Raw genomic sequence first — 23,106 nt, forward strand, 5'->3', positions numbered from 1 at the left:
TCGCCGTGTTTGCGTCTGACGCGGCCCCCGCCGACGCCCGACCCGCCAGGCAACCGCGTGAGCGGCCAACATGGCGACGTGAGGGGCCAACACGCGGGTGCGGAATCATCGGTCCGCACCCCCGAAGAACGCCCTTGCGCGCAGCAGCAGCACGAGGGTGACCGCGAACGCGGCCAGGAACAGGACGACGGCCAGCGCGTTGGCGTAGCCCATGTCGTAGTAACGGAAGCCGGAGACGTACAGGTGCAGGGGATAGGTCAGCGTGGACTGCTCGGGGTAGCCGAACGTCGACGAGATGCCGCTGCCGGTCATCGCCTGCCCGCTGGCGACGCTGGCCGCGACGGCCGCTTGAGTGAAGTACTGCAGGGTCTGGATGATCCCGGTGACCGCGGCGAACAGCAGCACCGGCGCGATGGCCGGCAGGGTGACGTGGCGGAACCGCTGCCAGGCGTTCGCGCCGTCCAGCTCGGCCGCCTCGTAGTGCACGCGCGGCACGTCGAGCAGCCCGGCCAGGAAGATCACCATGAGGTCGCCGACCGCCCAGGTGCCGAGCAGCACCAGCGACGGCTTGGCCCAGTCCGGTGAGTCGAACCACAGTGGACCGTCGAAGCCCAGCTTGCCGAGCACCAGGTTCACCGGTCCGGTGGCCGGGTTGAACAGGAACACGAACGCGATCGTGGCGGCCACCGGCGGGGCGAGCGCGGGCAGGTAGAACACGGTGCGGAAGAAGCCGGCGGTGCGCCGCAGGGAGGTCAGCAGCAGCGCGGTCGCCAGCGCGGCCAGCATGCGGGCCGGCACCAGCACGACGACCAGCCACAGCGTGTTGGCCGCGGCGGTCACCGCCGTCCGGTCGTGCTCGAAGAGGTAGGCGTAGTTGCGCAGGCCCACCCACTGCGGCGCGGTCAGCAGATCGAACCGGGTGAACGAGAAGTACACCGCGGCGCCGAGCGGGTAGAGCAGGAACACCGCGATCCCGGCAAGCGCCGGCGCCATGAAGCTCAGCACGGTCAGCCGGTGCCGCCACCGCCGCCCTGCCGGGCGACGGGGCGGCACCCTCCCACGCCGGGACGCCGCGGGTGCTCGAACGTCGAGGGCGGTCACGCCCATCAGCGCCCGAGCTCCAGCGCCTGGTTGATCCTGGTGTCCAGTTCGGACAGGCCAGCGCGCAGGTCCGGCGCCTTGCCGGACTGGTAGGCGTCGACGAACTCCTCGGCCAGCTCGATGTACTTGGGCCCGGACGCGTTCGGCGGGGTGGTGGCCGTCGCCGGGTGCTTGAAGATGTCCAGGAAAACCTGGAAGTCCTTGTCCGCCTCCAGCGTGCTGGAGGCCAGCGCGTCCCGGGTGGTGGGCACGTTCTTGATCAGGTTCGACAGCTTCACGATGGCCTCGGTGTCCGTCGTCAGGTAGCGGATCAGCGCCCAGGCGGCCTCGGGGTTCTTGGAGTTGTTGGAGATGCCGATGACGTTGCCGGTGACGTAGCCGGCGCCGTACCGGTCCTGCTTGCCGTCCGGGACGGGGAACGGGGCGGTGCCGAACTCGACGTCCGGAGCCTGGTCGCGGAGGAACGCGATGCGGAACTCGCCGTCCACCATCATGGCGATCTTGCCCTTGTGGAAGGCGTTGTCGGCGCTGAACTCGTCGCCGAAGCCGGCGGTGAAGGTCTGCAGCGCGTCGAAGCCGTACCAGTCGACGAGCTCCTTGTTCCACCGCAGCATCGCCGGCCAGTCGGGGTCGGCGCCGATGGCCGACTTCTCGTCGCCGGTCAGCCACTGCAGGTCCCAGGACGGGCCGACGTGGGACGGGTCGTACTCGTAGGCGTTGACCAGCGGGACGAACCCGGCCACCTCGATCGAGCCGTCGGCCGCCCGCTTGGTGATCTTCTTGGCCATCTCGGCCAGCTCGCTCGTCGTCCTTGGCGGCTGCGTGTACCCGGCCTCGGCGAGCAGCTTCTTGTTGTAGTACAGGCCATAGGTGTCGGCCAGGAACGGCATGGCGCAGCGCTTGCCCTGGTACTCGGTGTAGGAGCGGACCGTCTCCGGCAGCTGGCCGAGGTCCACCTTGTCGCGCTCCACATAGGACTTCAGGTCGCGCCAGGCGCCGCTCGAGCAGAACTTGCCCACGATGTCGGTGGAGTAGGACAGGCCGACGTCCGGGCCCTGTCCCGACGAGATCGCCTGCAGCATCTTGGGATCGTCCTGACCGGCGACGACCCTGACGTCCACCTTGGGGTGCTTGGCCTTGAAGTCGGCGAGCACGTCCTCGATGGCCTTCGCCTCGCGTTCGGTGAAGAAGTGCCAGAACTCGATCGAGCCGGACGCCTCCTGGCCGGCCGGCGCCGCGCCGGCGTCGTTCTGGTTGCCGCCCGGTGTGCACGCGGCACCGGCCAGGACGACCGCGGCCAGCAGGGAAATCGTGCGACGGCAGGGGTTCATCGGCCCTCCCTGGGATGGGGAACGTGGGGTTAGCGGCGACCGAGCAGGGTGGCCCGGACCTTGGCCAGCGCCGAGTCCAGCGCGCCGAGCAGGACGGCGTCGTCGGCGACGCCCGTGGCGGCGACCGTGGTCTGCAGGACCGACAGTTGGCTCAACGCGACCGAGACGGCCTCGGCCAGCGGCGGCCCGGCGGCCTGGCCGATGTCGCCGCCGAGCACGACCAGCGGCGGGTCGAGCACCGCGATGACCGCGGTGATCCCGACCGCGATGCGGACGGCCAGCGCGTCGCGGAAGGCCCTGGCGTCGTCGGCGAGCTCGTCCGTGGAGTTGATCACCGCGGCGGCCTCGTAGCCGCTGTCCGCGGCGATCCCGTACTTCTCGGCGAGCTCGTGCACGGCCTGCCCGCTTGCCAGATCGTGGAAGTCGTGCACGACGGCCGGGCCGCCGTCGGACTGCGCCGGCAGCCCGACCGGCATGTACCCGATCTCGCCGGCCGCGCCGCGGCCGCCGCGCAGCAGCTTGCCGCCCAGCTCGATGCCGAGGCCGAGGCCCTCCTCTCCGAGCCACAGCAGGGCGAAGCTGTCCACGTCGGTGGCCACGCCGCGGTTGCGCTCGGCCACCGCGGCCAGGTCGGCGTCGTTGTCGACGCTCACCTCGGTGCGCAGCCGCGCGCGGATCTCGCCGATCAGCCCCGGCCGTGACCAGTCCGGCACGTCGATGAACCTGATCGTCTCGGTGCTCTCGTCGTACGAGCCGGGCACGCCGAGCTGGACGTGATCGAGCCGGCGCAGCGGGATGCGCGCCTGCCGGCACGCGGCCTGCACCGCCTCGGCGACCGCGGCCACCGGGTCCGCGGCGCGCTCGTCGACGCCGGTCTCGCGCCGGGCGCGGACCGTGCCGGTGAGGTCGCACACGGCCGTGGCCATGGAGAAGTCCCGCGCCCGCACGGACACGGCGGCCATGTAGGCGGCGTCCGGGTCGACCGCGTACACCTCGGCGTTGGGCCCCGGCCCGCCGCTGGTGCGCCCCACCACCTTGACCAGCCCCGCGTCCTGCAGCCGGCGCAGCACGTCGGAGGTGGTCGGCTTGGCAAGGCCGGTCAGCTCGCGGAGGTCGCCGCGGGTGAGCGGGCCGCGCTCGAGCAGGTGGCCGAGCGCCGCGGTCTCGTTGATGGCGCGAAGCAATCTGGACGAGCCTGCCACTTGATCCACGCTTGTTCCCCGTCCCTCGGGATTAGTTAGACAGACTTCCTAACTGTTAGCTCGGACGTTAGGCGCTGGACCGGGTGCAGTCAAGGCGCCCCACCCCCGTCCGGTGACCTGGTATTACGGTCGGATCACGGGCGCACGGAACGGTCTCGCCGGATCACGGTCAGTGAGACCATTCGGCCGTTCGGTGGCGACCGGTGTAGCAGGTGTCGGGATCGGTGTCCGAACGCGATCGGAAAGCCCTTCCCTCAGGCTTCCCGACCACCTAGGGTGTCAGGAAAGCGCTTACCAGGCACGGCCGGGGAGGAGTGGGGTGATGCCGGCATCGGAGGCGACGGTGGTCGACGACCGCGCCCCGACGCGGGAGCCCGCGGCGGCGCCGCCGTCGCGGCGGCCCCTCGGGATCGGGGGCCGGCTGCTGCGCTTCGCCGAGGCGGTGTGGCGCCCGCTGATCCTGCTCGGGGTGCTGTTCGTGGTGTGGTGGTTCGTCTCCGCGCGCGAGCTGCTGCTGCCGCAGTACCTGCTGCCCACCCCGGGCCAGGTCTGGGACAAGACCATCGAGGAATGGCCGGCGCTGCTGGAGAACACCTCGGTCACGCTCTACGAGACGGTGATCGGGTTCGTGCTGGCCAGCGTGCTGGGCCTGGCCACCGCGATCCTGATCGTCTACTCCTCGACGATGGAGAAGACGCTGTACCCGATCGTGCTGTTCGCCCAGGTGATCCCGAAGATCGCGATCGCGCCGCTGCTGATCGCCTGGTGGGGAACCGGGCTCGGCCCGAAGATCACACTGGCGGTGCTGATCGCGTTCTTCCCGGTCGTGATCTCCGGTGTCACCGGGTTGCGGTCGACCGACCCCGAGCTGCTCGACCTGTCCGCGACGATGGGGGCCGGCCGGTGGAAGACCTTCCGCAAGATCCGGTTCCCCAACGCGCTGCCGCACCTGATGGCCGGCGAGAAGGTCGCCGTGACGCTCGCCGTCGTCGGCGCGGTGGTCGGCGAGTTCGTCGGCGCCGACGCCGGCCTGGGCCGCGTCCTGCTGCAGGCCAACGGCAACCTCGACGGCGCGCTGCTGTTCGCCGACCTGATCCTGATGTCGCTCATCGGCATCGTGCTGTTCGTTCTCGTAGAGATAGCTGAGGCACTACTGATCCCCTGGCACGCCAGCCGGCGCTCCGGGACTCCCCTAACCACCTCATGATGCGCAAGGAGGCGCAGGCTCCATGCGACGACTGCTCACCGCGAGCGCCGCGATCGCGTTGCTCGTTCTGGCCGGCTGTGGCGACAGCGGCTCCGACGGCGGCAGCCCGGCTCCGGGCGGCCAGCCGGCCCTGAAGAAGGCGACGCTGACCCTGAACTGGGTGCCCTACGGCGAGCACGCGCCGTTCTACTACGGGCTGAAGAAGGGCTTCTACTCCGACGAGGGCATCGACCTGGAGATCAAGGCGGGCAGCGGCTCCGGCAAGACCATCCAGCAGGTGGCCCAGAACAACACCACGTTCGGCTGGGCGGACACGCCGCCGCTGCTGTCCGGGGTCGGCACCGGCATGAAGGTCAAGAGCCTGGGGGTGTTCCTGCAGAAGGGCCCGGCGGCCATCGAGTTCCTGTCCGACAAGAGCATCAGCAAGCCGCAGGACCTCAAGGGCAAGACCGTCGGCGGCACCCCGGGTGACGCCATGTACGCCACCTTCCCGGCCTGGTTGCAGGCCAACGGCATGACGGCGAGCGACGTCAAGGTGGTCGACGTCGACGCGGCCGGCAAGATCCCCGCGCTGTCCGAGGGTCGGGTGGACGCGATCATGGGCTTCTTCCACGACCAGGGACCGACCATCGAGGCCAAGACCAAGAAGAAGGTCAACTACCTGCTCTTCGCCGACTCCGGCCTGAACATGCTCGGCACCGGCATCGTGGTCAACGAGTCGACCCTGTCCGGTGACAAGGACCTGGCGGCCAGGTTCGTGCGGGCCACCCAGAAGTCCTGGGCCGAGGCGGCCAAGGACGTGGCGGGCGCGGCCGACGCGATGGTCGAGCTGGCCGAGCAGGAGCCGGCGAAGGACGTTCTGGTCAAGCAGCTCGAGCTGGCCATCCCGCTGCTCGAGCTGGACAAGGGCGCGCCCGGCGTCAACACCGACCAGAAATGGAAGGAGACCATCGACCTGATGGTCAAGTACGCCAAGCTCAAGGACGCCGGTGAGCCCTCGAAGTACTGGGACGGCTCGCACGCTGCGTCGAACTCGAAGTGAACCTCGAGGAAGATGTCACATTCCTGCGCTAGAAGGAAAGTAATGCCACATTGCTTCCCATCCGGAGGGGCGGGCTGATCCGATGGTCGCCGAACCCGTTCCGCATTCCGGTCCGTGCGTGGAGATCGAGGACCTCACGGTCTCCTTCGTCTCCAAGCGATCCTCGACGACCGCGCTGACCGGGATCGGGATGCGGGTGGAGCCGGGGGAGTTCGTCACGATCCTCGGCCCGTCCGGGTGCGGGAAGTCCACCCTGCTCAAGGTGATCGCCGGGTTGGTCCGGCCCACCACCGGGACGGTCAGCCTGCTCGGCCACCGGGTGCTCAAGCCGCAGCGGGAGATCGGGTTCGTGTTCCAGCGGGCGGCGCTGCTGGAGTGGCGCGGCGTGCGGAAGAACATCCTGCTGCAGGCGGAGATGCGCGGCATGAACCGGGCCGAGGCCGGGCGCCGGGCCGACGAGCTCATCGAGCTGACCGGCCTTTCCGGATTCGAGCGGGCGCTGCCGCACGAGCTGTCCGGCGGCATGCAGCAACGGGTGGCGCTGTGCCGGGCGCTGCTGCACTCGCCACCCGTGCTGCTGATGGACGAACCGTTCGGCGCGCTCGACGCGCTCACCCGGGAGCAGCTCAACACCGAGCTGAACCGGATCTGGCGGGAGACCGGCACAACCATCCTGCTCGTCACCCATTCCATCGCCGAGGCGGTGTTCCTCGGCACCCGGGTGGAGTTGATGAGCCCGCGGCCAGGGCGGCTGGTGCGCACCTTTGAGGTGGACCTGCCGTCGGAGCGCAACTACGCGGAGGTCATGACCGACCGCCGCTTCGGCGCGCTCACCACGCAGATCCGCGAGCTGCTCGGCTCGGCGGCAGGCAGTGAGCGGAGCTTGCGGAGCGAACCGTCAAACGCTGCCCCGCCCGCCGAGGAACGAGGCGGCGGGGTGGCCGTCGCCGAGCCCGCGAGGCGACGGAACTAAGGGGAACTTTCGATGAAACGACGGCCGATTGGCATCGTGCTCAACGGCGTGACCGGCCGGATGGGCTACCGCCAGCACCTGGTCCGGTCGCTGCTGGCCATCCGGGCGGACGGCGGGCTGCGCCTGGCCGACGGCAGCCGGCTGTGGCCGGAGCCGGTGCTGGTCGGGCGCAACGAGGCCAAGCTCACCGAGATCGCCGAGCGGCACGGGCTGACCGACTGGACAACCGACCTGCACTCCGCGCTCGCCCGGGAGGACGTGGAGATCTACTTCGACGCGCAGACCACGCAGCGGCGGGAGAAGGCGATCGCGGCGGCCATCGAGGCCGGCAAGCACATCTACACCGAGAAGCCGCTGGCCGTCGACCTGGCCGGCGCGCTCGAGCTCACCCGGCTGGCCGCCGAGTCCGGTGTGAAGACCGGGGTGGTGGCCGACAAGCTGTTCCTACCCGGCCTGCGCAAGCTCAAGCGGCTGGTCGACGCCGGGTTCTTCGGCCGGATCCTGTCCATCCGCGGCGAGTTCGGCTACTGGGTGTTCGAGGGCGACTGGCAGCCCGGCCAGCGGCCGTCCTGGAACTACCGGGCCGAGGACGGCGGCGGGATCGTGGTCGACATGCTGCCGCACTGGCAGTACCTGCTGGAGAACCTGTTCGGCCCGGTGCGCACCGTGCAGTGCGTCGTGGCCACGCATATCGACCGGCGGTGGGACGAGAACTCCGAGCCGTACCAGGCGACCGCGGACGACGCCGCGTACGCGATCTTCGAGCTGGCCGGCGGGGTGATCGCTCAGATCAACTCGTCCTGGACGGTGCGGGTGTTCCGGGACGAGCTGGTCGAGTTCCAAGTGGACGGTACGGAGGGGTCGGCGGTGGCCGGGCTGCGCCGCTGCCGTATCCAGCACCGGACGGCGACCCCGCGCTCGGTGTGGGATCCCGACCTGCCGAGCGCGGGGGATCCGCGCGGGGAGTGGTCGGAGGTGCCGGACAACCAGGAGTTCGACAACGGCTTCCGGGCCCAGTGGGAGATGTTCCTGCGGCACGTGGTGGACGGCGAACCGTTCCACCTGGACTTCGCGGCCGGCGCCCGCGGGGTGCAGCTGGCCGAGCTGGGCCTGCGGTCGGCCCGCGAAGGCCGCCGACTTGACGTGCCGGAGCTGTGACGGGGGTGGTTGGGGTGGATCGGTACCCAGCGCGGGCCTCCGGCATCCGACGGCGGGCCGGAGGTCCGCCCGAGGAGCCGGCCGGCTGGAACGGAGGCCGTTCGGTATGAGTGGTTTTTCTGGCCCGCACCCTGAATCCAACACGGTGACGTTACCCGGGGGGCGGCGACACCGGCTGCGCGGCGGGACTTCGTTCGAGGTGCCCCCCGACCCGCCGCGCAGCCGGATCGCGTTCGCGGCGGCGCACGTGGTGGCCGACCCGGCCGCGGAGAACCTGCCGGGCGCGCCCGCGGTGCTGGACTGGGACGCCACCCTGGCGTTCCGCCGGCACCTGTGGCGGCTCGGGCTCGGCGTGGCCGAGGCGATGGACACCGCCCAGCGCGGCATGGGGCTGGACTACCCGGCGGTCCGCGAGCTGATCCGCCGCTCGGCCGAACAGGCGCGGGCGGTGCGCGGACGCATCGTCGCCGGGGTGGCCACCGACCAGCTCCCGCCGGGACCGGTGACGCTGGCCCAGGTCGCCGACGCCTACCGCGAGCAGCTCGAGGACGTGCAGGCCGCCGGCGCCACACCGGTGATCATGTGCAGCCGGCAGCTCGCGGCCGCGGCCACCGGACCGGACGACTACCTCGCCGTGTACGCGGATCTGGTCGAGCGGGCGGACGGACCGGTGCTGCTGCACTGGCTCGGGCCGCAGTTCGACCCGGCGCTCGGCGGGTACTGGGGCTCGTCCGATGTGGACAGCCAGGCGCACACCGTGCTGACGCTGATCAAGGAGCACGCCGACCGGATCGACGGGATCAAGCTGTCGCTGCTCGACGCCGCGTTCGAGATCGCCCTGCGCCGCCGGCTGCCGGCCGGGGTGCGGATGTACACCGGCGACGACTTCCACTATCCGGAGCTGATCGCCGGCGACGAGCACGGCTACTCCGACGCGCTGCTCGGCGTGTTCGCGGTGATCGCGCCGGCCGCCGCCGCCGCACTGTCCGCTTTGGACAGCGGAGACACGGACCGGTACCGGTCCATCATGGACGGCACCGTTCCGCTCGCCCGGCGCCTGTTCTGGCCGCCCACCCAGTACTACAAGACCGGCGTGGTGTTCCTGTCCTGGCTGGCCGGCCACCAGGACCACTTCGTGATGGTGGGCGGGCTGCAGTCCGCGCGCTCGGCGGCGCACTGTGCGCGGCTGCTCGAGCTGGCCGACGCCGCCGGCCTGCTGCCGGACGCCGAGCTGGCCGCGGCCCGCGCCAGGGCCTACTTCACCGTGGCCGGTGTGCCGCAGTGACGGGGCTGGACCGGTTCTCGTTCAACCAGGCGACCGCGAACAACTGGCCGCTGGCCGACATGGTCGCCGGCTGCGCGGCGGCCGGGGTGCCCGCGGTCGGGCTGTGGCGGGCGCCGGTCGCCGAGTACGGGCTGGGCAGGGCGGCCAAGCTGGTGCGCGACGCCGGCCTGTCGGTCAGCACGCTGTGCCGCGGCGGGTTCTTCTGCGACGACGACTGGCTGGCCGACAACCGGCGGGCCATCGACGAGGCCGCCACCCTCGGCGCGCCGGTGCTGGTGCTGGTGCCCGGCGGCATCGGCGACCGCACGCTGGACGCCGCCCGCGCGCACGTGGCCGACGCCATCGCCGCCCTCGTGCCGCACGCCGAGGACGCCGGCGTGCGGCTGGCCATCGAGCCGATGCACCCGATGTACTGTGCCGACCGCGGTGTCGTGTCTACTCTGGACGGTGCGCTCGAGCTGGCCGCGCCGTTCCCCGCGGACACGGTCGGCGTCGTCGTGGACACCTACCACCTCTGGTGGGACGAACGGATCTGGGACCGGATCGCGCTGGCCGGCGCGGCCGGGCGCATCGCGAGCTACCAGGTCGCCGACTGGATCACCCCGCTGCCCGCCGGCGTGCTGCTCGGCCGCGGCCTGCCCGGCGCCGGCTGCGTCGAGACCGCCCGGTTCACCGGCGCGGTCGACGCCGCCGGCTACACCGGCCCGATCGAGGTCGAGGTGTTCAACGCCGACCTGTGGGCCCGACCCGGCCCCGACATCCTGCGCGACACCATCGCCGCCTACCTCGAGCACGTGGTCGGGTAGGAGTCAGCTCTCACAGCCGACACCATCCTTGTCGCGGTCGAATCCGTGCGGATCCCGGCCGGTCACCTCGAAATTGCTGTACGAGATCTCCGGGCAGTCCAAATCCGGTGGTGGCGAGGGAATGCACACGGTCGGATATGAGGGGTCACAGTTCTTCTCGGGCGCGGGCGGCGGTTTCGGCGCCGGGGGTGGCTTAGGCGCCGGGGGTGGCTTCGGCGCGGGCGGCGGTGCCGGCGGCGGTGCCGGCGGTGTGGTCGTCGTCGTTGTGGGCACAGGAGTTGTGGTCGGTGGCGGGGTCGTGCTCCTCGTGGTGGCCGGCGGCGCGATGCTCAGCGGGGATTGCGGCGGCGCGGGCGGATTCGATCCACACGCGTTCAGTACGAATATCAGCATCGCTCCGCCGGCCAGCGCACGGCGAGATCTGTCTCCACCATCCATTGTGGGCACGCTCCTGAGTCACTCGACGATGAACTCCGCATCGCCGGGTGTGGAGGTGCCGTTACAAATTCCGGATGGCAAGTTGCGTCAGGGGTAGATGATGCCCGGGATGAGCCCGGCCCTGGTGAAGCGGTTGCCGATGGTGCCGACGGCCACGCCGTAGGCGGAGCCCATCGCCTCGATGGTCTCGTCGCCGGTGCCGATCGACAGCGCGACGTGGTTGTACTGGGTGTTGTTGTGGCCGGCCGCACGGAACAGCAGCGCGCCGCGGATGCCGCTCGCCTCGGCGACGCTCAGCTCGAGCCCGGCCGCGGCGACGGCGTCGATCTGGCTGACCGAGTAGTCCGGGAAGGACACCCCGAGCTGGGCGCAGCTCCACGAGATCAGCTCGGCGCAGTCGAACTCGTCCTCGGTCGGGTCGCTCTCGTCGGCGTTGGCGCCGAACACGTAGCGGTCGTTGACCTGCTTGAGCGCGATGTCGATGAGCGCGTCGGCGGTGGGGCCCTCGGACGGGTCGTGCGCGGTCGGATCCTCCGCCGGCGTTGAGAACAACGCGCCCCAGGTCTCGGTGTCCACCGAGCCGGTGATGGGTAACCCGTAGGCGGCCTGGAAGGCCTGGACCGCCTCCACCGTCTTGCGGCCGTAGTCGCCGTCCGACCCGCCGGCCGAGTAGCCGAGCTCGGTCAGCCGCTCCTGCACCGTGCGCACGTCGTCGCTGTTGTCGCCGCGTTGAAGAAGAACCTCCGACATCGTGCCTTTCCTCTCTCCCGATCCCGATCTCGGCACAACATGCGCCGCACCGGGCCGCGGCGGAATGTCCGAGCGAACGGCCGATCGGGCAGCCCTCACAAGCTGGCGGCGCGGTAGCGCTACCAATAGGGTTCGGTCACCCGGAGCGAGGGAGGCGGACGCGATGAACGATCGGCGGTTTTCCCGGCGAGGTGCCCTTGGCCTGCTCGGCGCCGCCGGGGCGGCGGTGGCACTGCCGGGTTGCGGCAGCAGCGTCGGCGGCGGCTCGGGCGACGGTGGTGGTGGTGGAGGCGGCGGCTCGGTCAAGATCGGGTTGATCATTCCGCAGGCCGGGGTGTACGCGCCCGTGGGCGCCGACCTGAAGCGCGGCTGGGACCTGTGGCTTGAGCGCAACGGCGGCAAGCTCGGCGACCACCCGGTGTCCACTGTGGTCGGTGACGAGGGGGAGTCGCCGCAGACCGGGGTGCCGGCGGTGCAGAAGCTGATCCAGAACGACCGGTGCGACATCCTGGTGGGCGTCGTCAGCTCGTCGACCGCGCTCGGGGTGCGGGACATGGTCATCGAGTCGAAGAAGCTGCTGCTGATCAGCAACGCCGGGGCCGTCGACATCACCGGCAAGGCGGCCTCGCCGTACCTGTGGCGCACCTCGTTCACCAACAACCAGGTGTCCGCGGCCATGGGCAGGCACCTGGCGAGCCAGGGGTTCAAGGACGCGGTGTACACGATCGCGCCCGACTACGCCGCCGGGGCCGAATCGCTTGCCGCCTTCGCCAAGGCGTTCCAGGCCGGTGGCGGCACCATCGCCGGCTCGGCCAAGCCGCCGTTCGGCAAGACCCAGGACTACCAGCCGTTCCTGTCGGCCATCCGCGCATCGGGCGCCAAGGCCACGTTCTGCTTCTTCGCCGGCGCCGAAGCCGTCGCGTTCGTCAAGCAGTACAGCCAGTTCGGGCTGGCCGGCGCGATCCCCTTGTACGGCACCGGCTTCCTCACCGAGGGCGGCGTGCTGCCGGCGCAGGGGGACGCCGCGCTTGGCGTGCAGACCACGCTGCACTACTCCAGCGAGCTGGACAACCAGGCCAACAAGGACTTCGTCGCGGCCTACCAGGCCAGGTACAACGAGGCGCCGACCTGCTACGCGGTTCAGACCTGGGACGCGGCCCTCGTGCTCAACCGGGCGCTGAAGTCCGCGGGCGGGCTGGACGGCGACAGCGTGTCGAAGGCGCTCGGCTCGGTGGGCACGATCGACGACAGCCCGCGCGGCCCGTGGAGCTTCGACGGCCAGTCGCCGAAGCAGAAGTTCTACCTGCGCAAGGTGGACAAGCGCGACGGACGCTACGTCAACACCGTGCTCGCCGACCTCGGCGAGCTGGCGAGGGACGCGTGAGCCGGTGCTGTCCTGGTTGGACGCGAACCTGGTGAGCATCCTCAACGGGGTGGCCATCGGGTTTCTGCTGTTCATTCTGGCCATCGGGCTGTCGTTGATCTTCGGCATGATGGACGTGCTGAACCTGGCGCACGGGGCGCTGTTCCTGCTCGGCGCGTACCTGGCGTGGGCGATCGCCGGCGGCGACCCGAGCTGGGGCGGCTTCCTGCTCGCGATCGCGGTGGCGGCGCTGGTCGGGCTGGCGTCCGGCGGTGTGCTTGCCGTCGCCGTCGAACCGCTTCGACGCCGTGGTCACCTCGATCAGGCGCTGCTCACGCTGGGCGTGGCGCTGGTGGCGGCCGAGCTGCTCGCCCTGCTCTTCGGCCGGGACGTGCGCGGGATCGATCCGCCGCCCGGGCTGGACCGCGGCGTCGTGGTGCTGGGGGATCAGTACCCGGTGTACCGGCTGGCGCTGATCGGCGTGGGGCTGGTGCTTGCGGTGGTGGCGCACCTGGTGGTGGAGCGGACCACGGTCGGGTCGCTGATCCGCGCGACGGTGGCGGACCGGGACATGGTGTCGGCGATCGGGGTTGCGCAGCATCGGGTGCGGTTCGCGGTGCTGGGACTGGGCTCGCTGATGGCCGCGGTGGCCGGGGTCCTCGGCGGGCCGATCTACGGCGCAAGGCCGGGGCTGGACGCCACGGTGCTGATCCTGGCGTTGGTGGTGGTGGTGATCGGTGGGTTGGGGTCGGTGCGGGGTGCGTTGGTGGCGGCGTTGCTGATCGGGCAGATCGAGTCGCTCGGCCGGGCGGTGCTGGCCGATGCGGCGTCGTTCATCCTGTTCGGCGCGTTGGCGATCGTGCTCATCCTGTGGCCGCAGGGGTTGTTCGCCCGCCAGGGAGCGCGGTGATGAAGGGCTGGTCGGCGGGCGCACCGGCCGTGGTGCTGCTCGCGGCCGCGCCGCTGTTCCTTGCGCCGTACGCGACCACGACGTTGACCCGGATGCTGGTGTTCGCGTTGCTGGTGGCCAGCCTGGACCTGCTGGTCGGGTTCGCCGGGCTGCCGTCGCTGGGGCACGCCGCCTACTTCGGCGTCGGGGCCTACGCCGCCGCCTGGTTCACCAAGAACGTCACGACCACCGGGCCGGTGCCGCTCGTGGCGTTGGCGGCGGGGGCGGTCGCCGCGGCGGCCACCGGGTGGGTGGCGGTGCGCACCCACGGGGTGTTCTTCCTGATGCTGACGTTGGCGATCGGCGAGATCGTGGCGCAGGCCGCGGAAACCTGGGAGTCGGTGACCGGCGGCTCCAACGGGTTGTACGGCGTGCCGGCCACCCGAATCGGCGGCGCACCGTTGGACGTCGCCGGCGTGTACTGGTACGTGCTCGCCGCGTTCCTGCTGGGATTCGTGGCGCTGTGGCTGGTGTCGCGGTCACCGTTCGGAGCGGCGCTGCGCGGGATCCGGGACAACGAGCCGCGGATGCGCGCCCTCGGGTATGCGACGCGGTGGTACAAGTACGCGGCGTTCGTGATCGCCGGTGGGATGGCCGGGATGGCCGGGGGTCTGCTTGCCGCCCAGCAGCGGCTGGTCACCCCGGCCGACCTGGGATTCACCACGGCGGCGTTGGCCTTGCTCGCGGTGATCATCGGCGGGGCGGGCAGCCTGTGGGGTCCGTGTCTCGGCGCTGCGCTGGTGATCGTGGTGCGCGACGTGGTCGGCCCGGACATCGACGGCCACGGCCCGCTGCTGCTCGGCCTGGTGTTCATCCTGGTGGTGTACCTGCTTCCGCGGGGTGCGGCCGGAATCCGCGTGGGAGTGCGGCGATGACCCCTGCGCTGGCCTGTCACGCGGTGACCAGGACGTTCGGCGCGCTGCGGGCGGTGGATGCCGTCGACCTGGCGGTCCGGCCGGGGGCGCGGCACGCGTTGATCGGGCCGAACGGGGCGGGCAAGACCACGCTGTTCCGGCTGATCACCGGGCTGCTGCGGGTCTCGGACGGGCAGGTGGAGCTGGGCGGGCGCGACATCACCCGGCTGTCGGAGGTGCGCAGGGCCCGGCTGGGCATCGGCCAGACCCTGCAGCACGCCAGCCTGTTCGGCTCCATGACCGCCGCGGAGAACGTCGCGCTGGCGGTCCGCCGGCAGGGCACGGTTTCGCCGGTTCCCCGGCGGGAGCGCGCAACCTGGGCCAGGGTCGACGAGTTGCTGGCTCTGGTCGGGCTGGCCGATCGCGGTGGGGCCGCCGCGGCCCGGCTGTCCCACGGCGAGCGCAAGCAGCTGGAGGTGGCGCTGGCGCTGGCCTGCCGGCCGAGCGTGCTGCTGATGGACGAACCGGCCGCGGGCATGTCCACCGCCGAGCGCGCCCGGCTGGTCGACCTGATGCGCGGGCTGCCCGAGTCGGTCACCGTGCTGTTCGTCGAGCACGACCTCGACCTGGTGTTCGACCTGGCCACCGGGGTCACCGTGCTCAGCCTGGGGCGGGTGCTGCTCACCGGCACCCCGGACCAGGTCCGGGCCAGCACCGAGGTCCGCGAGGCCTACCTCGGCGCCGCGCGCGACGAGCCACTGTGGAGGTGATCGGCGGATGTTCCTGGAGGTGACCGACCTCGCCGCGGGCTACGCGGGCAGCACCGTGATCCGGGACGTGAGCTTCGGGTTGGAGCGCGGCACCACGCTCGGCCTGCTCGGCCGCAACGGCGTCGGCAAGTCCACCCTGATCATGACCCTGATGGGCCTCGTGCCACCCGGCGCCGGGTCGATCACGCTCGACGGCGCCCCACTCGCCGGCCGCCGGCCCGACCAGATCGCCCGCGCCGGTGTCGCGCTCGTCCCACAGGGCCGCCGGATCTGGCCGCCGCTCACCGTGCGCGAGCATCTCGCCCTTGCCGCCCGCCGGCTCCCGGACCGTCCCGTGTGGACGATTGAGCGGATCCGGGAGCTGCTGCCCCGGCTGGGCGAGCGGTGGCGGCACCCGGCCGGCCGGCTGTCCGGCGGCGAGCAGCAGATGCTGGCCATCGCGCGCGCCCTGCTCACCAACCCCACGCTGATGCTGATGGACGAGCCATCCGAGGGGCTCGCACCGTCCATTGTGGAGCAGGTGGCCGCGACGATCCACACGATGGCCGCGGAGGGCGTGGCGGTGCTGCTCGTCGAGCAGGACCTGCACCTGGCCTTCGAGGTATGCGACGAGATCGCCGTGCTCGGCAGGGGAACCATCGTGCACCGGGCCGGCACCGAGGACTTCCGCCGGGACGAGGCGACCGCGCACCGGCTGCTCGGGGTCTGATCCTCTACATAACGTTGACGAATAGGTGTAAACATGTAGAGAATGGGTCGTGGCTGACCCAACGGTGTCGTTCGACGCCCACCCGGACACCTACCGGCACTGGACGCTCCGGCTGGACGGCGAGGTCGCCTGGCTGGTGCTCGACGTCGACGAGGCCGGCGGGCTGGCGCCGGGCTACGAGCTGAAGCTGAACTCCTACGACCTCGGCGTGGACATCGAGCTGTACGACGCCACGCAGCGGCTGCGGTTCGAGCACCCCGAGGTCCGCGCGGTAGTCGTGACCAGCGGCAAGGACAAGGTGTTCTGCGCCGGGGCGAACATCAGGATGCTGGCCTCCTCGCCGCACCACTGGAAGGTCAACTTCTGCAAGTTCACCAACGAGACCCGCAACGCCATGGAGGACGCCACCGAGCACTCCGGCCAGGCCTACCTGGCCGCGGTGAACGGGTCCTGCGCGGGCGGCGGGTACGAGCTGGCCCTGGCCTGTGACCGGATCGTCCTTGTCGACGACAACTCCTCCACGGTCGCGCTGCCCGAGGTGCCGCTGCTCGGCGTGCTGCCCGGCACCGGCGGGCTGACCCGGCTGGTGGACAAGCGCCGGGTGCGCAAGGACCTCGCCGACGTGTTCGCCACCCGGCCGGACGGGGTCAAGGGCCGGACCGCGGTCGAGTGGCGGCTGGTCGACGAGCTGGTCCCGCCCCGGCGGTTCGACGAGACGGTTCGGCGGCTGGCCGGGGAGCTGGCCGCCCGGTCCACCAGACCCGTTGGCGCGCAAGGGATCGAGTTGACCCCGCTGCGGCGGGATCGGTGGGTGCACGCGGAGCTGGACCGGGCGGCCGGCACGGTCACGATCACGGTGCGGGCGCCGGACGAGGTGTCCGGGGGCTTGGACCAGGGCGCGGAGTTCTGGCCGCTTGCCATGACCCGCGAGCTGGACGATCTGATCCTTCGCTTGCGCACCAACGAGATCGAGCTCGGCACCTGGGTGATCAAGACCGCGGGGGACGCCGAGGTCGTGCTCGGCTACGAGCGCATGCTGCTCGAGTCGCACTGGCTGGCCAACGAGATCGTGCACTACTACAAGCGCACGCTCAAGCGGCTGGACGTGACCAGCCGCAGCCTGATCGCGTTGATCGAGCCCGGCTCGTGCTTCGCCGGCATGCTGGCCGAGCTGGCCTTCGCCTGCGACCGGCAGTACATGCTCGACGACCAGGAGACCGCCGAGCCGGCGACGCTGCGGCTGACCGAGGCCAACTTCGGGATGCTCCCGATGGGCAACGGGACCTCCCGGCTGGAGTCGCGGTTCTACCGTGACGGCGCGCACCTTGAGCTGCTGGCCGGCAAGGAGGTCGGCCGGCCGCTGAGCCCGGCGGAGGCGCTCGAGCTGGGCCTGGTCACCGACGCGCCGGACGACATCGACTGGGACGACGAGATCCGGATCGTGCTCGAGGGCCGGGCCGCGCTGAGCCCGGACGCGTGCACCGGCATGGAGGCCAACCACCGGTTCGTCGGACCGGAGACCACCGAAACGAAGATCTTCGGCCGGCTCGCCGCCTGGCAGAACTGGATTTTCATGCGGCCCAACGCATCCGGCGAGGACGGTGCGCTACGCCGCTACGGCACCGGGCGCAAGCCGGTCTTCGACAGGAGGCGGGTATGACACCCCCTGTGTCAACCAGGCCGGGCCGCGGCCCCGCCAACCGCACCTCGGGGGACCGTGACGCAACCCAGCCACAATCACCCCGCCAACCGCACCGCCAGCTGGAACGCAACAACAGCAGTTAATTCCGGAGAGGCGGAACTGCATGACCACCTCGATCAACTACGCCGACAAGATTCCCAACAACGTCGACCTGGCGTCGAACCGGCGACTGCAGCGCGCGCTGGAGGGCTGGCAGCCCAAGTTCATGAACTGGTGGGGCGAGATGGGGCCGGCGCTGGAGACCCACGGCGTCTACCTGCGCACCGCGGTCAGCGTCGGCCGGGACGGCTGGGCGCACTTCGACCACGTGCACGTGCCGGACTACCGGTGGGGGATCTTCCTCGCCGAGCGCGACCCGGACCGCATGATCGGCTTCGGCGAGCACCGCGGGGAGCCGGTCTGGCAGCAGGTGCCGGGCGAGTATCGCGCCGACCTGCAGCGCCTGATCGTCATCCAGGGCGACACCGAGCCCGCGTCGGTCGAGCAGCAGAAGCTGCTCGGGCTGACCGCGCCCAGCCTCTACGACCTGCGCAACCTGTTCCAGGTCAACGTCGAGGAGGGCCGGCACCTGTGGGCGATGGTGTACCTGCTGCACGCCTACTTCGGCAGGGAGGGCCGGGAGGAGGCCGAGGGCCTGCTGCTGCGCAACTCCGGCAGTCCGGACTCGCCGCGCATCCTCGGCGCGTTCAACGAGGAGACCGCGGACTGGTTGGCGTTCTTCATGTTCACCTACTTCACCGACCGGGACGGCAAGTACCAGCTCGGCACGCTCAAGGAGAGCGCGTTCGACCCGCTGTCGCGCACCTGCGAGTTCATGCTCAAGGAGGAGGCGCACCACATGTTCGTGGGCACCACCGGGGTCGACCGGGTGGTGGAGCGCAGCGCGCAGCTCGTCCGCGAGCACGACACGCTGGACATCGGGTCGCACGGCGGCATCCCGCTGCACATCATCCAGAAGTACCTGAACTTCCACTACACGGTGTCGCTGGACCTGTTCGGCAGCGAGACGTCCACCAACGCCGCCAACTACTACACCGCGGGGCTCAAGGGCCGGTGGCAGGAGGCGCGGCGCCAGGACGATCACACGCTCACCGACGACAGCGTGTTCCTCGACCGGCCCACCGAGGACGGCACCTGGGACCGCGAGGAGCTGCCCGCGCTGCTGGCGCTCAACCTCGATCTGCGCGGCGAGTACATCGCCGACTGCGAGACCGGGGTCAAGCGGTGGAACAAGATCCTGGCCGATCACGAGGTCGACTACCGGTTCGCCCTGCCGCACCCGGGCTTCAACCGCAAAGTTGGCGTAAGCTCCGGATTCCACATCACACCGGACGGCACCATCGTGGACGAGGCCACCTGGGCGAAGGGTCGGAAGAGCTGGCTGCCGACGAGCGAGGACCTGGCGTTCGTGCGCTCGCTCATGCGGCCGGTGTACGAGCGCGGCAAGATCGCCAGCTGGCTCGCCCCACCCCGCAACGGAATCAACGGCAAGCCGTTCGACTTCGAGTACGTCTACCTCAGCTGAAGGGGCGGCGACCATGGACAGCTTCAACGCGGCCGACTACCTGGTGCACCGGCACCTGCGTGAGGGCAACGGCGAGCGGGTCGCGGTGCGCTGTGCGGATCGCACGCTGACCTACGCGCAGCTCGCCGACGAGGTGCACCGGGTCGCGACCGGGCTGCGCGGGCTCGGGGTCCGGCCGGAGGAGCGGGTCATGTTCTGCATGGCCGACGGAGTGGAGCTGCTGACCGGGATCCTCGCCGCCATGCACATCGGCGCGGTGCCGGTTCCGGTGTCCACCATGGTCACCGGGCCCGAGCTGACCACGATGGTGATCGACGCGCGGACCCGGGTGCTGTGCGTGTCGGTCGAGTTCGCCAAGGCGGCCGCGGCGGCGCTGGCCGTCGCCCCTGAGGTGGTCCACGTCGTGCTGGACGGCGCGGCGGACCTCGGCGTGCCCACCCACCAGTGGGCGCAGCTGCGCGCGTCCGACGCCGCCGCCGAGGCGTACGACACCTGGCCGGACTCGCCCGCGCTGTGGCTCTACACCTCCGGCACCACCGGCAGGCCCAAGGGGGCGATGCACCGGCACGCCAGCATCCGCGACGTCGTCGAGTGCTACAGCGCCGACGTGCTCGGGGTCGCGCCTGGGGACCGGTGCCTGTCGGTGCCGAAGCTGTTCTTCGCCTACGGGCTGGGCAACTCGTGCTTCTTCCCGCTGGCCGCGGGCGCCACCACGGTGCTGCTGCGGTCCCGGCCGACCCCGGCCGTGATCGCCGAGCGGGTCCGGGCCGACGCGCCGACGCTGTTCTTCGCCGTGCCCACGTTCTACTCGGCGCTGCTGGCGTCCGACATACCGGACGACACGTTCTCTTCGGTGCGCCAAGGAGTCTCGGCCGGCGAACCGCTGCCCGCGGTGGTGTACAACAGGTTCCGCGAGCGGTTCGGGGTGGAGGTGCTCGATGGCATCGGGTCCACCGAGGCGCTGCACATCTTCATGTCCAACCGGGCCGGTCGGGTGCGGCCCGGCTCGTCTGGCGCCCCGGTGCCCGGCTACCAGGTGGAGATCCGCGACGAGCAGGGCGCGCTCGTCGATGCGGTCGGCACGCCGGGCGAGCTGTACCTGCGCGGCCCGTCGCTGGCCACCGGCTACTGGTGCCGCACCGAGATCACCCGGCGGGTGTTCCTCGGCGAGTGGCTGCGCACCGGCGACACCTACGTGCGCAACGAGGACGGCACGTACAGCTTCCTCGGCCGGTACGGCGACATGCTCAAGGCGGGCGGGATCTGGGTGTCGCCGGCCGAGGTCGAGCAGCGGCTGCTCGAGCACCCTTCGGTCGCCGAGGCCGCGGTGGTCGCCGCCCCGGACGAGGTCGGCCTTGACAAGCCGGTCGCCTGCGTGGTGCCGGCCGCCGGGGCCGAGCTGGACGCCGAGGCGCTGATCCGGTGGTGCCGCGACGGTCTGGCCGCGTTCAAGCGGCCCCGGGCGGTGGTCCGGGTCGACGAGCTGCCGAAGACCGCCACCGGGAAGATCCGCCGCAACGTGCTGCGCGAGCAGGTGCGCGACGTGCTCTCCGGCGCCGGGGTGCCGAGCGCCGTGTGACACTCCGTCGTGGTGTCACCCGGCGGGTGTGCGCCAGTGCCGTCGGGCCGCCTCGTGCCAGCGGGCGTGCCGGTCGTTGAACCGCCCGGTCGTGTCGCAAGTGGAATGCTCGTCCCCCGCCGAGCCCGTCGGCGCGAACCGTGATCGAGCTGTTCCGAACCTGTCGACTTCCTGTCGGGGCCGACGCCGCGTCACCGCCCGTTGCACCGTGCCGGAAGATGGGCCATGTGGGTAGTGACAACCGGGTGCGGCTGCTCGTGGTCGACGACGAGCCGCACATTGCCGACCTCGTGGCGACCGTCGCCCGGTACGAGGGCTGGCACGCGGTCACGGCCGGCAACGGGGCCGAGGCGATCCGCCAGGCGGCCGTGTTCGCGCCGGACATCGTCGTGCTGGACCTGATGCTGCCCGACGTCGACGGGTTCGCGGTGCTGGACCGGCTGCGCGAGTCGGGCACCGCGGTGCCGGTGGTGTTCCTTACCGCGCGCGACGGCACCGCCGACCGGATCGCCGGGCTGACCAGGGGCGGGGACGACTACCTCGTCAAGCCGTTCTCGGTGGAGGAGCTGATGGCCAGGCTGCGGGCGGTGCTGCGGCGCACCGGGCGGGCGCGCCGGGCGTCCGGCCTGACCGTGGCCGACCTGTCGCTCGACGAGGACACCCGCGAGGTGCGCCGCGGCGCGGAGCTGATCCAGCTCACCCCGACCGAGTTCGAGCTGCTGCGCTACCTGATGCGGCGCTCGCCGACCGTGCTGACCAAGGCGCAGATCCTCGACCACGTCTGGCAGTACGACTTCGGCGGCCGGTCCAATGTGGTCGAACTGGCCATCTCGCACTTGCGGCGCAAGGTGGACGCCGGACGCGAGCCGTTGATCCACACGGTGCGGGGCGTCGGCTACGTGGTCCGGCGGATGGCGCGGTGAAGCGCCTGCTCGACGGGTGGCGCCGGTTGCGCCTCGGCACCCGGCTCGCGCTCGGCCTCGGCGCGCTGGCTCTTGTGGTGTTCGGCGTGGTCGGCACCGTGCTGGTCACCACCATGCACGGCTACCTGGCCGAGCGGCTCGACGAGCAGCTGACCAGCACCCAGATCGACCAGACGAAGAAGATCCGCGAGCACCCCGACTACACGCCGCGTCCGCTGTACGGCTGGTACTCCGAGGTGTTCACAGTGGACAACGGCACGGCGGCGCCGAAGCCGTCCAGCCTGCTGCCGTCCGAGATCACGCCACCGCTGGCCGACGTCGCGAGGGACGCCACCCGGACCGAGGTGCTGCGCACCGTGTATCTCAAGGAGCAGGGCTCCTACCGGGTCCGGGCCTGCCCGATCCGGGCCAACCAGGTTCTGGTGAGCGCGGCGCCGCGGGACGAGCTGGACAGCACCGTCCGGCAGCTGGTCATCGTCCTTGCCGCCGCGTTCACGCTCGCCCTCGCGGTGCTCGTGTTCGCCGGAAGGATGGTGCTGCGCAAGGGATTGCGGCCGCTGAGCGACATGGCGGCCACCGCGCACGACATCACGTCGCACGATCTGACCGGCTCAGCCGACCTGCCGGTGCGGGTGTCCGGCACCGGCGGCGGGGTCGAGGTGGAGGAGCTGCGCACCGCGCTCAACCGGATGCTCGACCACATCGACGCCTCGCTGGCCGTGCGCACCGCCGCCAACGAGCGGCTGCGCCGGTTCGTCGCGGACGCCTCGCACGAGCTGCGCACCCCGCTGACCTCGATTCGGGGCTACGCCGACCTGTTCAGCTATGCGGCGGCCAACGAGCCGGCCGAGCGGGACGCGCACCTTGCCAAGATCCGCGAGGAGACCGCGCGGATGAGCGTGCTCGTCGACGACCTGTTGTTGTTGGCGCGCCTGGACTCCGCGGACGCCGAGACGCCGCTTCGCCTCGAGCGCACCGATCTCGCCGAGCTCGCCGCGGCCGCGGCCGAGGCCTTCCGGGTGGCCAACCCGCGGTACCCGCTCGAGCTCGAGATCGCCACGCAACCGATCTGGCTGCGCGCCGACCCGACCCGGCTGCGTCAGGTCCTTGACAACCTGCTGGCCAACGTCGCCGGGCACACCCCGGACGGCACACCCGTGCGCCTGGCCGTGCGGGTCTTCCCTGGCTGGGCCGAGATCTACGTGACCGACGCGGGGCCGGGCATTCCCGCCGAGCACCAGGCCCGGATCTTCGACCGCTTCTACCGCGTCGACGACTCCCGCTCCCGGCCCCGCGGCGGCACCGGCCTCGGCCTGGCCGTCGCCCAGATGCTGGTCCAGGCCCACGGCGGCAGCGTCGCCGTGGACAGCGAGCCCGGCCGGACCGTGTTCACGGTCCGGATTCCCCGGGTGTCGTGAGTCTTTCTGGTGCTATAGCCC

Annotated in this window: 21 protein-coding genes; 16 read left to right on the forward strand and 5 right to left on the reverse strand. The window is 71.1% G+C overall.

Going from position 1 to position 23,106, the window contains the following annotated elements; genetic code table 11:
- Positions 1 to 105: 105 nt before the first annotated feature.
- Genes VGX25_RS33640 through VGX25_RS33650 form a run of 3 tightly spaced genes read right to left on the reverse strand, consistent with a single transcriptional unit; the run spans position 106 to position 3,643 of the window.
- The gene (locus tag VGX25_RS33640) at positions 106 to 1,053 is read right to left on the reverse strand and encodes a sugar ABC transporter permease (protein ID WP_326922013.1); all 948 of its coding nucleotides are present in this window, start codon (positions 1,051 to 1,053) and stop codon (positions 106 to 108) included.
- 53 nt (positions 1,054 to 1,106) lie between these two features.
- Positions 1,107 to 2,432, reverse strand: a complete 1,326-nt coding sequence (locus tag VGX25_RS33645; RefSeq protein WP_326922014.1) for an ABC transporter substrate-binding protein — start codon at positions 2,430 to 2,432, stop codon at positions 1,107 to 1,109.
- A gap of 29 nt (positions 2,433 to 2,461) precedes the next feature.
- Entirely contained in the window at positions 2,462 to 3,643 is a 1,182-nt protein-coding gene (locus VGX25_RS33650) for an ROK family transcriptional regulator (RefSeq protein WP_326922015.1), read from the reverse strand.
- Positions 3,644 to 3,956: 313 nt separating this feature from the next.
- On the opposite strand from VGX25_RS33650, the gene VGX25_RS33655 reads away from it, so the two are divergent.
- The 6 genes from VGX25_RS33655 (at position 3,957) to VGX25_RS33680 (ending at position 10,105) form a co-directional block, all read left to right on the forward strand.
- Positions 3,957 to 4,841: an ABC transporter permease gene (locus VGX25_RS33655; RefSeq protein ID WP_326922016.1), complete on the forward strand. Its 885-nt coding sequence runs from the start codon at positions 3,957 to 3,959 to the stop codon at positions 4,839 to 4,841.
- A 22-nt stretch (positions 4,842 to 4,863) separates the two neighbouring features.
- The gene (locus tag VGX25_RS33660) at positions 4,864 to 5,883 is read left to right on the forward strand and encodes an ABC transporter substrate-binding protein (RefSeq protein ID WP_326922017.1); all 1,020 of its coding nucleotides are present in this window, start codon (positions 4,864 to 4,866) and stop codon (positions 5,881 to 5,883) included.
- 118 nt (positions 5,884 to 6,001) lie between these two features.
- Positions 6,002 to 6,856, forward strand: coding sequence for an ABC transporter ATP-binding protein (locus tag VGX25_RS33665; protein WP_326922018.1), 855 nt, complete (start codon positions 6,002 to 6,004; stop codon positions 6,854 to 6,856).
- 12 nt (positions 6,857 to 6,868) lie between these two features.
- Positions 6,869 to 8,014, forward strand: a complete 1,146-nt coding sequence (locus tag VGX25_RS33670; RefSeq protein ID WP_326922019.1) for a Gfo/Idh/MocA family oxidoreductase — start codon at positions 6,869 to 6,871, stop codon at positions 8,012 to 8,014.
- Between the two features lie 145 nt (positions 8,015 to 8,159).
- Positions 8,160 to 9,299 carry a dihydrodipicolinate synthase family protein gene (locus VGX25_RS33675; protein WP_326922020.1) on the forward strand — a complete coding sequence of 380 codons (1,140 nt, stop codon included), beginning with the start codon at positions 8,160 to 8,162 and terminating at the stop codon, positions 9,297 to 9,299.
- Positions 9,296 to 10,105 (forward strand): sugar phosphate isomerase/epimerase family protein, encoded by an 810-nt coding sequence (locus VGX25_RS33680; RefSeq protein ID WP_414636067.1) that lies wholly within the window; start codon positions 9,296 to 9,298, stop codon positions 10,103 to 10,105. Before VGX25_RS33675 ends, VGX25_RS33680 begins: the two co-directional genes overlap by 4 nt.
- Before the next feature lie 193 nt (positions 10,106 to 10,298).
- Here the strand turns inward: VGX25_RS33680 and VGX25_RS33685 are convergent, their stop codons facing one another.
- Together VGX25_RS33685 and VGX25_RS33690 are read right to left on the reverse strand one after the other, a co-directional pair.
- Positions 10,299 to 10,475 (reverse strand): hypothetical protein, encoded by a 177-nt coding sequence (locus VGX25_RS33685; protein ID WP_326922021.1) that lies wholly within the window; start codon positions 10,473 to 10,475, stop codon positions 10,299 to 10,301.
- A 155-nt stretch (positions 10,476 to 10,630) separates the two neighbouring features.
- The gene (locus VGX25_RS33690; protein ID WP_326922022.1) at positions 10,631 to 11,293 is read right to left on the reverse strand and encodes a peptidoglycan-binding domain-containing protein; all 663 of its coding nucleotides are present in this window, start codon (positions 11,291 to 11,293) and stop codon (positions 10,631 to 10,633) included.
- 163 nt (positions 11,294 to 11,456) lie between these two features.
- On the opposite strand from VGX25_RS33690, the gene VGX25_RS33695 reads away from it, so the two are divergent.
- The 10 genes from VGX25_RS33695 to VGX25_RS33740 all read left to right on the forward strand — a co-directional run bounded on the left by VGX25_RS33695 (position 11,457) and on the right by VGX25_RS33740 (position 23,085).
- On the forward strand, positions 11,457 to 12,677 hold the full coding sequence (locus VGX25_RS33695; protein ID WP_326922023.1) for an ABC transporter substrate-binding protein: 1,221 nt from the start codon (positions 11,457 to 11,459) through the stop codon (positions 12,675 to 12,677).
- 4 nt (positions 12,678 to 12,681) lie between these two features.
- Entirely contained in the window at positions 12,682 to 13,566 is an 885-nt protein-coding gene (locus VGX25_RS33700; protein WP_326922024.1) for a branched-chain amino acid ABC transporter permease, read from the forward strand.
- Positions 13,566 to 14,480 (forward strand): branched-chain amino acid ABC transporter permease, encoded by a 915-nt coding sequence (locus VGX25_RS33705; protein WP_326922025.1) that lies wholly within the window; start codon positions 13,566 to 13,568, stop codon positions 14,478 to 14,480. The genes VGX25_RS33700 and VGX25_RS33705 overlap by 1 nt, the downstream gene beginning before the upstream one ends.
- On the forward strand, positions 14,477 to 15,229 hold the full coding sequence (locus tag VGX25_RS33710) for an ABC transporter ATP-binding protein (protein ID WP_326922026.1): 753 nt from the start codon (positions 14,477 to 14,479) through the stop codon (positions 15,227 to 15,229). Before VGX25_RS33705 ends, VGX25_RS33710 begins: the two co-directional genes overlap by 4 nt.
- 7 nt (positions 15,230 to 15,236) lie before the next feature.
- On the forward strand, positions 15,237 to 15,938 hold the full coding sequence (locus VGX25_RS33715; protein WP_326922027.1) for an ABC transporter ATP-binding protein: 702 nt from the start codon (positions 15,237 to 15,239) through the stop codon (positions 15,936 to 15,938).
- 49 nt (positions 15,939 to 15,987) lie between these two features.
- On the forward strand, positions 15,988 to 17,598 hold the full coding sequence (boxC, locus tag VGX25_RS33720) for a 2,3-epoxybenzoyl-CoA dihydrolase (RefSeq protein WP_326922028.1): 1,611 nt from the start codon (positions 15,988 to 15,990) through the stop codon (positions 17,596 to 17,598).
- 145 nt (positions 17,599 to 17,743) lie between these two features.
- Positions 17,744 to 19,165 (forward strand): benzoyl-CoA 2,3-epoxidase subunit BoxB, encoded by a 1,422-nt coding sequence (gene boxB / locus VGX25_RS33725; RefSeq protein ID WP_326922029.1) that lies wholly within the window; start codon positions 17,744 to 17,746, stop codon positions 19,163 to 19,165.
- Positions 19,166 to 19,178: 13 nt separating this feature from the next.
- Complete coding sequence (locus VGX25_RS33730; RefSeq protein WP_326922030.1) at positions 19,179 to 20,744, forward strand: benzoate-CoA ligase family protein; 1,566 nt, start codon at positions 19,179 to 19,181, stop codon at positions 20,742 to 20,744.
- Between the two features lie 218 nt (positions 20,745 to 20,962).
- Positions 20,963 to 21,667, forward strand: coding sequence for a response regulator transcription factor (locus VGX25_RS33735; protein WP_414636068.1), 705 nt, complete (start codon positions 20,963 to 20,965; stop codon positions 21,665 to 21,667).
- Positions 21,664 to 23,085, forward strand: a complete 1,422-nt coding sequence (locus tag VGX25_RS33740; RefSeq protein WP_326922032.1) for a HAMP domain-containing sensor histidine kinase — start codon at positions 21,664 to 21,666, stop codon at positions 23,083 to 23,085. Before VGX25_RS33735 ends, VGX25_RS33740 begins: the two co-directional genes overlap by 4 nt.
- Positions 23,086 to 23,106: the final 21 nt, after the last annotated feature.

Source organism: Actinophytocola sp., assembly GCF_035942955.1.
Lineage (GTDB): Bacteria > Actinomycetota > Actinomycetes > Mycobacteriales > Pseudonocardiaceae > DASYTH01.

Bases quoted from the DNA above. Each gene is read 5' to 3' on its own strand.
- VGX25_RS33715 (WP_326922027.1), top strand. From the start codon at position 15,237: ATGTTCCTGGAGGTGACCGACCTCGCCGCGGGCTACGCGGGCAGCACC.
- VGX25_RS33655 (WP_326922016.1), top strand. From the start codon at position 3,957: ATGCCGGCATCGGAGGCGACGGTGGTCGACGACCGCGCCCCGACGCGG.
- VGX25_RS33735 (WP_414636068.1), top strand. From the start codon at position 20,963: ATGGGCCATGTGGGTAGTGACAACCGGGTGCGGCTGCTCGTGGTCGAC.
- VGX25_RS33695 (WP_326922023.1), top strand. From the start codon at position 11,457: ATGAACGATCGGCGGTTTTCCCGGCGAGGTGCCCTTGGCCTGCTCGGC.
- VGX25_RS33670 (WP_326922019.1), top strand. From the start codon at position 6,869: ATGAAACGACGGCCGATTGGCATCGTGCTCAACGGCGTGACCGGCCGG.
- VGX25_RS33710 (WP_326922026.1), top strand. From the start codon at position 14,477: ATGACCCCTGCGCTGGCCTGTCACGCGGTGACCAGGACGTTCGGCGCG.
- VGX25_RS33690 (WP_326922022.1), bottom strand. From the start codon at position 11,293: ATGTCGGAGGTTCTTCTTCAACGCGGCGACAACAGCGACGACGTGCGC.
- VGX25_RS33660 (WP_326922017.1), top strand. From the start codon at position 4,864: ATGCGACGACTGCTCACCGCGAGCGCCGCGATCGCGTTGCTCGTTCTG.
- VGX25_RS33645 (WP_326922014.1), bottom strand. From the start codon at position 2,432: ATGAACCCCTGCCGTCGCACGATTTCCCTGCTGGCCGCGGTCGTCCTG.
- VGX25_RS33730 (WP_326922030.1), top strand. From the start codon at position 19,179: ATGGACAGCTTCAACGCGGCCGACTACCTGGTGCACCGGCACCTGCGT.
- VGX25_RS33705 (WP_326922025.1), top strand. From the start codon at position 13,566: ATGAAGGGCTGGTCGGCGGGCGCACCGGCCGTGGTGCTGCTCGCGGCC.
- boxB (WP_326922029.1), top strand. From the start codon at position 17,744: ATGACCACCTCGATCAACTACGCCGACAAGATTCCCAACAACGTCGAC.